Annotated in this window: 10 protein-coding genes; 9 read left to right on the top strand and 1 reads right to left on the bottom strand. The window is 65.6% G+C overall.

The window, feature by feature from the left end; translation table 11 throughout:
* The first annotated feature begins 111 nt into the window (after nt 1–111).
* The 6 genes from ACZ46K_RS27020 (at nt 112) to ACZ46K_RS26995 (ending at nt 7,439) form a co-directional block, all read left to right on the top strand.
* The gene (locus ACZ46K_RS27020; protein WP_054810312.1) at nt 112–753 is read left to right on the top strand and encodes an ABC transporter permease; all 642 of its coding nucleotides are present in this window, start codon (nt 112–114) and stop codon (nt 751–753) included.
* A complete protein-coding gene (locus tag ACZ46K_RS27015; RefSeq protein WP_054810313.1) occupies nt 753–1,955 on the top strand; it encodes an ABC transporter ATP-binding protein in 1,203 nt (400 codons plus the stop codon). The genes ACZ46K_RS27020 and ACZ46K_RS27015 overlap by 1 nt, the downstream gene beginning before the upstream one ends.
* Nucleotides 1,952–2,689, top strand: a complete 738-nt coding sequence (locus tag ACZ46K_RS27010; protein ID WP_054806809.1) for an ABC transporter permease — start codon at nt 1,952–1,954, stop codon at nt 2,687–2,689. Before ACZ46K_RS27015 ends, ACZ46K_RS27010 begins: the two co-directional genes overlap by 4 nt.
* On the top strand, nt 2,686–3,666 hold the full coding sequence (locus tag ACZ46K_RS27005) for a glycine betaine ABC transporter substrate-binding protein (protein ID WP_464745776.1): 981 nt from the start codon (nt 2,686–2,688) through the stop codon (nt 3,664–3,666). The genes ACZ46K_RS27010 and ACZ46K_RS27005 overlap by 4 nt, the downstream gene beginning before the upstream one ends.
* An 87-nt stretch (nt 3,667–3,753) precedes the next feature.
* Nucleotides 3,754–5,487 (top strand): ABC transporter ATP-binding protein, encoded by a 1,734-nt coding sequence (locus ACZ46K_RS27000; RefSeq protein ID WP_054810314.1) that lies wholly within the window; start codon nt 3,754–3,756, stop codon nt 5,485–5,487.
* The gene (locus ACZ46K_RS26995) at nt 5,484–7,439 is read left to right on the top strand and encodes an ABC transporter ATP-binding protein (protein ID WP_464745774.1); all 1,956 of its coding nucleotides are present in this window, start codon (nt 5,484–5,486) and stop codon (nt 7,437–7,439) included. Before ACZ46K_RS27000 ends, ACZ46K_RS26995 begins: the two co-directional genes overlap by 4 nt.
* Before the next feature lie 21 nt (nt 7,440–7,460).
* On the opposite strand, the gene ACZ46K_RS26990 is transcribed toward ACZ46K_RS26995, so the two are convergent.
* The gene (locus ACZ46K_RS26990; protein WP_464745773.1) at nt 7,461–8,447 is read right to left on the bottom strand and encodes an Acg family FMN-binding oxidoreductase; all 987 of its coding nucleotides are present in this window, start codon (nt 8,445–8,447) and stop codon (nt 7,461–7,463) included.
* 151 nt (nt 8,448–8,598) lie between these two features.
* Here ACZ46K_RS26990 and ACZ46K_RS26985 point away from each other — a divergent pair, with 151 nt between their 5' ends.
* The 3 genes from ACZ46K_RS26985 to ACZ46K_RS26975 all read left to right on the top strand — a co-directional run bounded on the left by ACZ46K_RS26985 (nt 8,599) and on the right by ACZ46K_RS26975 (nt 13,044).
* Nucleotides 8,599–9,330 carry an enoyl-CoA hydratase gene (locus ACZ46K_RS26985; protein WP_464749484.1) on the top strand — a complete coding sequence of 244 codons (732 nt, stop codon included), beginning with the start codon at nt 8,599–8,601 and terminating at the stop codon, nt 9,328–9,330.
* Nucleotides 9,327–10,445 carry an MBL fold metallo-hydrolase gene (locus tag ACZ46K_RS26980; protein WP_464745771.1) on the top strand — a complete coding sequence of 373 codons (1,119 nt, stop codon included), beginning with the start codon at nt 9,327–9,329 and terminating at the stop codon, nt 10,443–10,445. Before ACZ46K_RS26985 ends, ACZ46K_RS26980 begins: the two co-directional genes overlap by 4 nt.
* A gap of 118 nt (nt 10,446–10,563) precedes the next feature.
* The gene (locus ACZ46K_RS26975; RefSeq protein ID WP_464745769.1) at nt 10,564–13,044 is read left to right on the top strand and encodes an HAD-IC family P-type ATPase; all 2,481 of its coding nucleotides are present in this window, start codon (nt 10,564–10,566) and stop codon (nt 13,042–13,044) included.
* The last annotated feature ends 42 nt before the right edge of the window (nt 13,045–13,086 follow it).

The following is a 13,086-nucleotide window of genomic DNA, read 5'->3' as shown; positions in this document are numbered from 1 at the left end:
GCGCACGCTCCGTTGCGGTTAGCTTTGTGCGGATGACGCCTCGCCGCTACGACGGGCGTCTCCGACGCCGACACGACGAGGCGGCTTCGACACGAGGACAAGAGGAATGCCGTGAGTCTGTGGAGCTACGTACAGGGACGTGAGGAGACCTTGCTGTTCCTGACGTACCAACACGCCTCCCTCGCGTTCCAGACCGTCCTCGTCGGCAGTGTCGTCGCGTTGGCGATCGGCATTGCCGTCTACCGCCTCCCGGTGCTGTCCTCGCTCACGCTCACCGGCAGCCGTGTGGCGCTGACCATCCCGACGCTCGCCCTGCTCGCGCTGCTGATCATTCCGTTCGGGCTCGGCGTCACCCCCTCGTTCGTAATGCTCGCCTTCTTCGCGGCAATGCCGGTGATCGGCAGTTCCATCGTGGGGTTGCGGTCGGTGTCGCCGGCGGTGGTCGAATCGGCGCGGGGGATCGGCCTCGCACGATGGCGGATACTCGCTTTCGTCGAACTACCGATCGCGTGGCCGGTCATCCTCAGCGGAATCCGCGTCTCGACCCAGATGGTCGTCGGTGTCGCCGCGATCGTCGCCTACGTGCTCGGTCCGGGATTGGGTTCGCTGATCTTCAACGGACTGGCTCGTCTCGGCGGAACCAACGCCGTGGAAATGGCACTGACCGGAACCATTCTCGTCGTCATCGTGGCGTTGGTCTTCGATGCCCTCCTCGTCCTGCTCGGACGCCTTACCATTTCGAAGGGACTCTGATGTCGGATCGGCGCATCACCGGCACTTCGATACGTCTCGACGGCGTGGTCAAACGCTATCGCGGACAGGAGAAGCCTGCCGTCGAACGACTCGACCTCGATATCGAGGCAGGCGACATCGTCGCCTTCGTCGGGCCGTCCGGATGCGGGAAGACCACGACCCTGAAAATGATCAACCGGCTGATCGAACCCACCGAGGGCCGTATCCTCATCGGCGACCGCGACGTCACCGACGAAAATCCCGACCGGCTCCGGCAGTCGATCGGATACGTGATCCAGTCGGGCGGGCTCTTTCCGCACTGGTCGGTCGCGAAGAACATCGGCGCGATCCCGCGGGTCCTCGGCTGGAGTCGCGCGAAGATCGCCGAACGCACCGAGTATCTCCTCGAACTCGTCGGCCTCGATCCGGGCACCTACGCCGACCGGCTCCCCCGAGACATGTCCGGCGGGCAGCAACAACGTGTCGGTGTCGCCCGTGCCCTTGCGGCAGACCCGCCGGTACTGTTGATGGACGAGCCGTTCGGCGCGGTCGACCCGCTCACCCGGGTCCGCCTGCAGGACAGTCTCCTGTCCATCCAGCAGGAGCTGGGGAAGACGATCGTGCTGGTCACGCACGATTTCCAGGAAGCGACCAAACTCGGCGACAAGGTGCTCATTCTGTCGGAGGGCGGCCGCATCGAGCAGTACGCAACACCCGCGGAGATCCTCGCGAACCCTGCCACCCCTTTCGTAGAGGAGTTCGTCGGGTCCGGCGCCACCCTCGCGCAGCTCACACTCACGAGGGTGCGCGATGTCGACTACGAACAGGTCGTCACAGCGTCTGTCGGGGAGAACGCCGAGGAAGTGGCGGCCCGTGCCCGCATTGCAGGCCACGATTGGATCGTCGTGGTCGACGGACGAGGCAGACCGCGTGCGTGGCCCACCCTCGCCGAGATCGCCACGAAACCACAGATTTCCGACTACATCGACGCGAGACTTCCGGTGGTCAGCGAGTCATCGACGCTCAACGATGCGCTCGACTCGATGCTCGCCGCGAGCCAGGGCGGAGTCCTCGTCACCGACGGTCGCGGGGTGATGCGGGGAGCGCTGCGAATAGACACGGTCATGGCGGTAATTCGCGCGCACACGGCCGAGGTGAGATCGGACGACGAGGAGCCCTCGTACGTCTCGCACGAAGAGGACCAGCACCAGGAGGGGTCGTGACGTCCGCGCGGCGTGTGCCGGTGGACGTCTGGTTCGAGCCACTGATCATCGTGGTGGTCGGCGCCGGTTACCTGTACTGGTACCTGACGTCGTCGTTCACCGAAACCGAGCAGGCGGCGCTGGGGTGGGACAACCTGCGCGCGACCATCGTCGACCACATCGTGCTGACGGTGGTGGCGGCGATCATCGTGATCGTGATCGCCTTGCCACTCGGGATCCTGCTGAGCCGCGACTCGATGCGCTGGCTCAACCCGGTCGTCGTCAACGCGGCGAACGTCGGGCAGGCTGCCCCCGCAGTGGGATTGCTCGTCCTGTTCACAATGTGGCTCGGCACCGGATTCCGGACGGCGGTGATCGGTCTCGTCGTGTATGCGATCCTTCCGATTCTCCAGAACACGATCGTCGGTCTGCGTCAGGTGGATCGGCGGGTGGTCGAGGCGGCACGAGGCATCGGGTTCTCCAGCGCCCGCACCCTGGTGCGCGTCGAGTTGCCGCTCGCAGTCCCGATCATCCTCAACGGTATTCGGACCGCGCTGGTCATCCTGGTCGGAACCGCGACACTGAGCACCTTCATCGGTGCGGCCAGCCTCGGAACTCTGATCACCACGGGCGTCACGCTGTTCCTTCCGGCTCTACTCGTCTCTGGTGCGATCCTCGTGGCCCTCCTAGCGCTGATCATCGATTGGCTGGGTCGGCTCGTCGAGCTCGCCGCGACACCGCGAGGCGTCTCGTGACCCGGATCCCGCACGTTGCGCGCGTGCTCGTCGCTCTCGTCTGCGCGGTAACCCTTGCCGCATGCGGTCTTGTCAGCTCGTCGGGCACGTTCCGGGAAGCCGCCCTTCCGGACGGAAGTGAGCCCTTGGCCGGAGCTTCGCTGGTCGTCTCGTCGAAGAGTTTCACCGAGGGCGTCATCCTCGGCAAGATCACGGCCACCTACCTCGCCGCGGCAGGCGCGGACGTCTCCGACCTCACGGGTGCACCCGGTTCGGCGTCGTCCCGTCAGGCATTGCTGAACGGCGACGTCGACATCGTCTGGGAGTACACGGGTACCGGATGGGTGACTTATCACGGACAGACCGAAACGATCGTCGATCCGAACGAACTCTGGGAACGTGTCCGCGAGATCGAGAAACAGGAATACGACCTCGAATGGCTACCGCCGGCGGATTTCAACAATACCTACGCGTTCGCTGCCTCTTCCTCGACCGCGGAGCGACTCGGTGTGCAGCGCCTCGAAGACATCGCGAGCCTTCCGATCGAGGAACGCACGTTCTGTGTGGACGACGAGTTCTTCAGTCGCCCGGATGGTTTCGTTCCGATGCTCGAGGCATACGGGATTCCGTTCAACGATCCGAACGGTGTTCCCGCCGCAAACGTGACCAGGATGGACACGGGCGTCATCTACACGTCCACCGCGTCGGGTGAGCCCTGCAATTTCGGGATGGTCTACACCACCGACGGTCGGGTGCGGAACCTCGACCTGGTCGTCCTCGAGGACAACCGCAGTTTCTTCCTGCCCTACAGCGGGACCGCGGTGGTTCGCGGAGAGGTATTGGCAGCGCATCCGGAGATCGCCGACCTCATGGGCACGCTCTCCGAGCGGTTGACCGAGGACGTGCTGCAGGACCTCAACGGCAAGGTAGACATCGAAGGGGAGGAGCCGTCGGAGGTCGCGTACGAATGGTTGATCAGAGAGGGCCTCGTCGTCTAGAGCGAACGGAGCGAACTCGATCGAGCCGCCGAAATTCTCTGGTCGAACCATGATCGTTCCCACTAGTGTCGTGGAGGTGAGGACGTCATGCTGATCCGCCTGATCGCCGCGTACCTTCCGCGATATCGCGTGAACGTCGTGGCGGTGGTGATCCTGCAGTTCGTGGCAACGGTCGCGATGCTCTATCTGCCGACGCTCAACGCCGACATCATCGACAACGGTGTCACCAAAGGTGACACCGGATACATCCTGCGTATCGGTGGCTGGATGTTCGCGGTGGCGTTCGTGCAGCTGGTCTGCATGATGTACGGGCAGTACTTCGGTGCCCGCGGTGCGCTTGCAGTGGGACGCGACCTCCGCCACGATCTGCTGCACCGGGTGAACACCTTCTCGGCGCGCGAGGTCGGCTCGTTCGGTGCGCCGTCGTTGATCACCCGCACCACCAACGACGTCCAGCAGGTCCAGCTGCTGCTGGTGATGAGTTCGTTCATCCTGGTCACAGCACCGATCATGTGCATCGGCGGGATTGCCATGGGGATTCACGTCGCTGCACCCATGGCGTGGGTACTCGTGGTGGCGGTGCCTATTCTCGGTGTCACGATGGCGCTGATCATCCGGGTGATGGTTCCCGGTTTCCGGGTGATGCAGGCCCGGCTGGACAGCGTCAACCGGATCCTGCGGGAGCAGATCACGGGGATCCGTGTGGTCCGCGCATTCGTTCGGGAACGGCACGAGGCCGACAGGTTCGAGGTAGCCAACGACGAGTTGGCGGATGCGACCCTGCGGGTCGGACGGATGATGGCGCTGATGTTCCCCGTCGTCATGGGGATCACGAACGTGACCATCGTCGCGATCATCTGGGTCGGCGGGCACGAGATCTCCGACGGCACTGTGGAGATCGGTGCACTGAGCGCGATGATCAGCTACGTCATGCAGATCATGATGTCGGTCATGATGGCGTCGTTCCTTGCGATGATGGCTCCGCGAGCAACAGTGTGCGCGGAACGGATCGGTGAGGTCCTCGCGACCGAGACGTCGGTGGTGCGGCCGGCGGAGCCGGTCGGATTTGCCGGGGATCCGGCCACCGTCGAGTTCCGCGACGCGCAATTCCGGTATCCCGGTGCCGACAGCGCGGTCCTGGATGGAATGACGTTCCGCGTCGAACCCGGCACCACCACGGCGATCATCGGGTCGACGGGTTCGGGCAAGACGACCCTGATCGGATTGGTGCCGCGCCTGATCGATGTCACGGACGGCGCAGTCCTGGTCGGCGGCACCGACATCCGAACCCTCGATCCCGACGCATTGCGGGCGGAGATCGGGCTGGTGCCGCAACGCGCCTACCTGTTCTCCGGCACCGTCGCCTCCAATGTGCGCTACGGGAAGCCGGATGCCACCGACGACGAGGTCTGGGAGGCACTGCGCATCGCACAGGCCGACGAGTTCGTCCGCGCGATGCCGCAGGGACTGGACACCCCGATCGCCCAGGGCGGCACGACGGTGTCGGGTGGTCAGCGACAGCGCCTGGCGATCGCGCGGGCCCTCGTCCGCAGACCCTCGGTCTACCTGTTCGACGACGCGTTCTCGGCGCTCGACCTGGCGACCGATGCGCGCCTGAGATCCGCGCTGCGGCCCGCGACCACCGCCTCGGCGGTGATCATCGTTGCGCAGCGCGTGTCGACGATCATGGACGCCGACCAGATCGTGGTGCTCGATCGCGGACGGATCGTCGGGTTGGGGCAGCACGCCGAGCTGCTCGACTCGTGCGAGACCTACTCCGAGATCGTCCGATCGCAGCTCGCCGTCGAGGAGCGGTCGTGACCGGCCCGGGCGGCAGGCAGCCGCTGGGTGCCCCGGTGCAGAAGCCCCGGTCGTTCGTGCCGTCCATGAAACGGCTACTGCATCTGCTCGTGTCGTATCGCGGCTTCATGATCGTGATCCTGACCGCGACGGTCGGATCGGTGATCCTCACGGCAATCGCGCCGCGGATCCTGGGCCATGCAACCGACCTGATCTTCAACGGTGTCGTGGGCAGGATGCTCCCGGCCGGCACCACCAAGGAGCAGGCGGTCGCCGACCTCCGGGCGCAGGGACAAGACACGTTCGCCGACATGGTCGGCTCGATGGACCTCACCCCCGGTGTCGGCATCGACTTCACCGCAGTCGGACAGGTACTGCTGACCGTTCTCGCCCTGTACGTGGGATCGGCGCTGCTCGCGTGGGTCGGTGCCTATCTGCTCAACATCGTCGTCGTCGGCACCATCAAGCGATTGCGCTCCGATGTGGAGGACAAGGTTCATCGCCTGCCCCTGCACTACTACGACACGACCCCGCGCGGGGATCTTCTCAGCCGCGTCACCAACGACCTCGACAATCTGTCGCAGAGCCTGCAGCAGACTGTCTCGCAGGCACTGAACTCGGTGCTGACCGTCATCGCGATCCTGATCATGATGCTCTCGATCTCACCGCTGCTCACGCTCATCGCGCTGGTGGCGATCCCGCTGTCGATCGTCGCAACCGTCCTGATCGCCCGGCGATCCAAACCGCACTTCGCCGCGCAGTGGTCGTCGACCGGCAAGCTCAACGCTCAGGTCGAAGAAGCGTTCACCGGACACGAACTGATGTTGGCGTTCGGTCGGCAGCAGGAGGTCGAGGACGAGTTCGACACCCGCAACGACAAGCTCTACAACTCGAGTTGGCGCGCCCAGTTCATCTCCGGTCTTGTCCAGCCGAGCATCATGTTCCTGGGCAACCTGAACTTCGTCGCGGTGGCAGTCGTCGGCGGACTTCAGGTCGCGTCGGGCTCGATCAGTCTCGGGTCGGTGCAGGCATTCATCCAGTACTCGCGTCAGTTCACCCAGCCGCTCGCCCAGATCGGCTCGATGGTCAACCTCCTGCAGAGCGGAGTGGCCTCGGCAGAGCGGATCTTCGACATCCTGGACGCCGAGGAACAGAGTGCCGATCCGGTCGACCCACAGACCCCGTCGACGAACAGCGGGCGCATCGACTTCGACGACGTGTCGTTCCGCTACGTGCCCGACAAGCCGCTCATCGAGAACCTGTCGCTCGTGGCCGAACCCGGGCACATGGTCGCGATCGTGGGACCGACGGGCGCAGGCAAGACCACCCTCGTCAACCTCATCATGAGGTTCTACGACGTCGACTCGGGAACGATCCGCGTCGACGGTGTGGATTCGCGCCGCATGACCCGCGACGATCTGCGTGAACGCACCGGGATGGTCCTGCAGGATTCGTGGCTGTTCGGCGGCACCATCTACGAGAACATCGCCTACGGCGACCCGACCGCCAGTCGCGAAGAAGTCATCGAAGCGGCCGAGTTGAGCCACGTCGACCACTTCGTGCGGGCCCTGCCCGACGGGTACGACACGATGCTCGACGAGGAAGGCGGCGGCGTCAGCGCCGGGGAGCGACAGCTGATCACGATCGCGCGAGCATTCCTGGCCAAGCCGGTCGTACTGATCCTCGACGAGGCGACCAGCTCCGTCGACACCCGCACCGAACTGCTGATCCAGCAGGCCATGGCGACACTGCGCACGGATCGGACGAGTTTCGTCATTGCGCACCGGCTTTCGACGATCCGAGATGCCGACGTCATCGTCGTCATGGAGGACGGGCACATCGTCGAGCAGGGCAACCACGAGCAGCTGCTCGCAGCACGCGGTGCCTATTACGAGCTGTACATCAGTCAGTTCACCGGTCCGGTCGAGACGGTGGACAGCACCGAACAGCCGACGGTCGTCGAGCGGACGTGACGTGCGTGGCCGAATGATCGGTCAGCGCCGGCTCGACGTAACCGACAACACCGACTCGGTGGGCAGCCGCGGTGTCGGTGCCGGCCGGCCTTCAGGAGCGGCGGTCCCGATCCGGATCAGCGCCTGTGGACGGCCGCCGCCGGGGATGAGCTCGGCGATGATCTCTCGGCTGCCCGGGAGTTCGGTCACGTGGGTCAGGGGGCACGTCGCCAAGCCGTGCGCCGTCGCCTCGAGGAGCAGCTCCGAGAGCATCCGGCCGGCGGCCAGCCACGCGTGCCGCTCGTCCGACGAGGTGCTGACCAGCAGGACAGTCGACGCATCGACCTCGATTGCTGCGCCTTCCGGAGTAGTTCTGCTGCCCGACGGGAAGCGGCGTCCGACGTCGACCCGGTGATGTTGCTCCGTGGTCACCAAAGCCTGGGGCGGAATGCCGAGGGTCTTGGTGGTGTGTCCCGCCCACCACCTCAGTTCCTCCTGGTAGGCGGCGTCGTAGCGGCGAAGGGCGGCGCTGCGCGCCGTAGCGTCGGCCAGAACCTCCCGTGCTTCGGGGGACAGGACCGTCACCTGCGCGTCACCTGGCCCGGCGCAGGACACGATGCTGCGCGCTGCGGTGGCGTCGGGTGCTGCGAGCGGGCGGCGGTCGGAATAGCGTCGCCTGATCGCGGCGACGAGATCGAAATCGTGCGAGGCCGGCCGGGCGTCGTGCCCGAAACGCACGGTGGCGAGATGATCGGAATGTGCGCCGTCGGGGAGACGTCGGACCTCGGTCGACCATTTCAACGCCGTGAATGCGACCTGCAGGTGATGCAGCGCCGCACCGCAGCTCAGAACGAGTTGCCTGCCTGAAGGGTCGATGGCTCCGAGCATGCGTGACGGGTCGCCGTGTAGATCGAGTGCCCCGGTCTCGTACCGCCAGTGCCACGGCTGACTGTTGTGTACCGAGGGCGCGCGGCACGCGAGATCCACAGCCATCCGCACCACGTCGGAATCGGGAATCCGGGTGCTCATGATCGCTCCGTACTCGTGCGACAGGTCGGACCTGGTCCCCATTGTTCGCTGTCGGCGTCCGCAGGTCCAGGGACATTGGTCATCGGCTTCAACACCGCGGGCACAGTGGTGGGATGATGCGGATGCTCGAGTCGAACAGGATGGGGTTGTGATGATCGGAATCAGCCGCGACGGTGCCGTGGTGACGGTGGAACTCCAGCGTGAGGAACGCCGCAACGCGCTCACCACACAGTTGTGTGTGGAAATCCGCGAGGCAGTGGAGAAGGCTGTGGAGGACGACGCCCGAGTCGTCGTGATCACCGGACGCGGTACGTCGTTCTGTGCAGGTGCCGATCTGTCCGGCGATGTGTATGCCGAGGGATTCACCGACAGTCTCGCCGAGCTGCTCCGCACGATCGTGGAGGCACCGCTCCCGGTGGTTGCCGCAGTCAACGGTCCGGCGATCGGCGCGGGCACCCAGCTGGCGCTCGCATCGGACCTACGCGTGGTGGCACCCGGCGCGAGATTCGCGGTGCCCGCGGCGAAGCTGGGCATCTCGGTGGACCGGTGGACGGTGCGGCGGCTCGCATCGCTCGTCGGTGGTGGCCGGGCCCGCACGGTGATGCTCGCGTGCGAAGCGATAGAGGCCGACGACGCGCTCGCCTACGGTCTCGCCAACAGGATCGGTGATCTGGCGGCCGCTCAGGCGTGGGCGCAGGAGATCGCAACGCTCGCACCGCTGTCGATGCACGCACACAAACTCTTCCTCAACGACGACGGCACGCGCCGCGACCCCACCGCGGAACAGCAGGCGGCCGCCGCCGCGGCGTGGCTCAGTGAGGACGCGCAGGAAGCCCGCCAGGCGCGGGCCGAACGCCGCGACCCGATCTTCCGCGGCCGATGAACATCAGGAGGGTGGCGTCCTCCGCCGCCGCGGGCGTCGGGCTCGCGTGGCTTGCCCGCGCAGCACGCGGGCTGCCCACATCGATCGGTGCATCGGTGTCCGACATCCGCCCGTATGCGGCCGGATCGCCGCAGTACCGGGAGGGACGGTTCCACAACACCGAGCCCTCGTCTGCCCTCGATCCGGAGGCCGGTGGTGGGTTGGTCAAGGACCTGCTCGCTCGCGGTTCCCGTGGAAAGCCGTCGGGGGAGGTCCCGATCGCCCCGTATGTCGCACCCGTGGACTCCGGGCCGCTCGCGGTCACGTGGTTCGGGCATTCGAGCGCCCTGGTGGAGATCGACGGATATCGGGTGCTCGCCGACCCGGTGTGGAGCGACAGGGTCTCGCCCTCGTCGACGGTCGGTCCGATGCGCCTGCACCGCCCGCCCGTCGAACTGTCGGTACTGCCACAGATCGACGCGGTGATCATCTCGCACGACCACTACGACCATCTCGATCGCTTCACCGTCGAAACGCTCGCGGCAACCCAGCCCCGGACCAAGTTCCTCGTGCCCGTCGGGGTGGGAGCGCACCTGAGGAAGTGGCGCATCCCCGAGGAACGCATCGTCGAACTCGACTGGGATCAGCACACCGAGATCGGCGGACTGAAGGTGACGTGCACCGAGGCCCGGCACTTCTCGGGCCGGGGTCTGCAGCGCAACATCACATTGTGGTCGTCGTGGGTGCTCACCGGTCCTGCGCACTCGGTGTTCTTCGGTGGCGACAGCGGATACACGCGCCGCTTCGCCGATCTCGGAGAGAAGTACGGGCCGTTCGACCTGACGCTTCTCCCCGTCGGGGCGTACGACCTGCGGTGGCCCGATATCCACATGAACCCGGAAGAGGCGGTGCGCACCCACCTCGACCTCGGCGGGACCGAGCGTCGCGACAGCCTCCTCGTGCCCGTGCACTGGGGCACGTTCAACCTCGCGTTCCACGACTGGTCGGAACCGATCGCCCGACTCCTGCCTGCCGCGGAGGCCGACGGTGTCGCGACGGCCGTGCCGATACCGGGACAGCGGGTGGATGTGTCGCGGCCGCGGACGGACGAGCCGTGGTGGGCCGACCTCAGCTGACCTCACCGGCTGATCGTCGCCACAACCGTGGAAGACGGATACACGCCCTCGGAAGGTGTGTATCTGTCTTTTTCCGCACCCTGAGGAAACGCGGGCCGACTGGCATAACCTGATCGGCATGACAGCTGAAGAGCCCACCGTGACGGTCGGGCCGGGTGAGACGGTCGTGACGACGGATCCCGTCCATGTTGCGACCGGATTGACGACCGAACAGGTCGCCGAACGGGTCGCGCGGGGCGAGACCAACGACGTTCCCGACAGGGCATCACGGTCCGTCAAAGACATCGTGCGCGGCAATGTGTTCACGCGCATCAACGCCATCCTCGGTGTGCTCTTCCTGATCGTGCTGTTCACAGGGTCGATCATCGACGGCATGTTCGGGTTGCTGATCATCGCGAACAGCGGGATCGGCATCATCCAGGAGGTGCGCGCCAAACGCACACTCGACAAGCTCGCGATCGTCGGTCAGGCCAAACCGGTGGTGCGGCGGGACGGCATGTCCGCAGAGCTGGCACCGCGCGAGGTGGTGCTCGACGACATCATCGAACTCGGCCCCGGCGACCAACTCGTGGTCGACGGCGTCGTGGTCGACGCAGCCGCCCTCGAACTCGATGAATCGTTACTCACCGGTGAAGCCGACGCGATCGACAAGATTCGCGGGTCGACGGTGATGTCGGGCAGTTTCGTGGCGTCGGGCAGTGGTGCATACCGGGCGACGAAGGTGGGACGCGACGCCTACGCCGCGCGGCTCGCGGACGAGGCCAGCAAGTTCACTCTCGTACATTCCGAGCTCAATTCCGGCATCAACAAGATCCTGAAGTTCATCACCTACCTGATGATTCCCGCGGGTCTGCTCATCATCTACAACCAGTTGTTCTCGAGTGGTGAAGCTCTCGGACCGGCGCTCAGCGGCATGGTGGCAGCGCTCGTGCCGATGGTGCCCGAAGGTCTCGTTCTGATGACGTCGATCGCGTTCGCAGTGGGCGTGATCCGGCTGGGCCGCCGCCAGTGCCTCGTGCAGGAACTTCCCGCGATCGAGGGACTCGCCCGCGTCGATGTCGTGTGTGCCGACAAGACCGGCACGCTCACCGAGAACGGGATGCGGCTGGCGGACGTCGTTGCCGCGGACGGCGCCGAGCTCGATACCGCGCGAGCGGCGTTGGCCGCGATTGCCGCCGACGATCCGCGACCGAATGCCAGTGTGCTCGCGATCGCCGAGGCATTCGCGGACGATCCGGGATGGGGGGAATCGACTGCCGTCGCGCCGTTCTCGTCGGCAAAGAAGTGGAGCGGGCAGTCGTACGGCGAGCACGGCAACTGGTTGCTCGGTGCTCCCGATGTGCTGCTCGATCCCGCATCGGAGTTCGCGCGGCAGGCCGAGGAGATCGGAGCGAAGGGCCTGCGTGTGCTGCTGCTCGCCTCCAGCGACCGTCCCGTCGACGACCCTGATGCTCCCGGAGTGGTGACACCTCAGGCATTGGTGGTGCTCGAGCAACGGATCCGACCCGACGCGCAGGACACGCTCGAATACTTTGCCGGCCAGAAGGTCGACGTCAAGGTGATTTCCGGCGACAATGCCGTGTCGGTGGGTGCGGTGGCGTCGTCGTTGGGTCTTCCGGGTGGTGACAACCCGATCGACGCTCGCACGTTGCCCGACGACCGGGATGATCTTGCCGAGATTGTCGGATCCGCAACGACATTCGGACGAGTCCGGCCGGATCAGAAACGCGCGATGGTCGGGGCCCTGCAGTCGCGGGGGCACACCGTCGCGATGACCGGCGACGGTGTCAACGACGTCCTCGCGCTCAAGGACGCCGACATCGGTGTCGCGATGGGGTCGGGCAGCCCGGCGACCCGTTCGGTCGCGCAGATCGTCCTGCTCGACAACAAGTTCGCGACCCTGCCGTATGTGGTGGGGGAGGGCCGCCGCGTCATCGGCAACATCGAACGTGTCTCGAACCTGTTCCTCACCAAGACCGTGTACTCGGTGCTGCTCGCCTTCCTGATCGGTGTGTCGGGTGCGTTGTCGCAGATCTTCGATTTCGAACCGCTGCCGTATCCGTTCCTGCCGCGACACGTGACGATTGCGGCATGGTTCACCATCGGAATTCCGGCGTTCCTGCTCTCGCTCGCACCGAACAACGAACGTGCGCGGTCGGGCTTCGTGTCGCGGGTGATGCGACTTGCGATTCCGTCGGGCGTGGTGGTCGGTGTGGCCACCTTCGTCTGTTATGTCCTCGTCTACGGCGGCCCGGACCAGACGGAGCAGCAGAAGATCCAGGCAGGGACGTCGGCACTGATCACGCTGATCATGATTGCGCTCTGGGTTCTCGCCGTAGTGGCACGGCCGTACCAATGGTGGAAGGTCGTCCTGCTCGCCGGGTCGTTGCTCGGCTACGTGGTTCTGTTCTCGGTGCCGTTCACGCGTGAATTCTTCGCTCTGGATCCGTCGAATGTCGCGTACACGACCATCGCGGTGACGTGCGGTGCGATCGGTGTGGTGCTCGTCGAGTGCATCTGGTGGGTATCGGGCAGGTTGCACGGCGAACATCGACGTCTGTTTGCGGCCCCGGACGACCTCCTCCCGGGAGTACACTGACCGACGACCACCGCCCGGTCCGTCGATGCGTGTTTCGCAAGA

It is taken from the genome of Rhodococcus sp. JCM 9793 (assembly GCF_055380405.1).
The sequence above is the reverse complement of the archived record's forward strand: the minus strand, read 5'-3'. Positions and strand labels throughout refer to the sequence as shown.

Coding starts and splice junctions, on each gene's coding strand:
- ACZ46K_RS26985 (WP_464749484.1), top strand. CDS start 8,599: ATGATCGGAATCAGCCGCGACGGTGCCGTGGTGACGGTGGAACTCCAG.
- ACZ46K_RS26980 (WP_464745771.1), top strand. CDS start 9,327: ATGAACATCAGGAGGGTGGCGTCCTCCGCCGCCGCGGGCGTCGGGCTC.
- ACZ46K_RS27015 (WP_054810313.1), top strand. CDS start 753: ATGTCGGATCGGCGCATCACCGGCACTTCGATACGTCTCGACGGCGTG.
- ACZ46K_RS26975 (WP_464745769.1), top strand. CDS start 10,564: ATGACAGCTGAAGAGCCCACCGTGACGGTCGGGCCGGGTGAGACGGTC.
- ACZ46K_RS26990 (WP_464745773.1), bottom strand. CDS start 8,447: ATGAGCACCCGGATTCCCGATTCCGACGTGGTGCGGATGGCTGTGGAT.
- ACZ46K_RS27000 (WP_054810314.1), top strand. CDS start 3,754: ATGCTGATCCGCCTGATCGCCGCGTACCTTCCGCGATATCGCGTGAAC.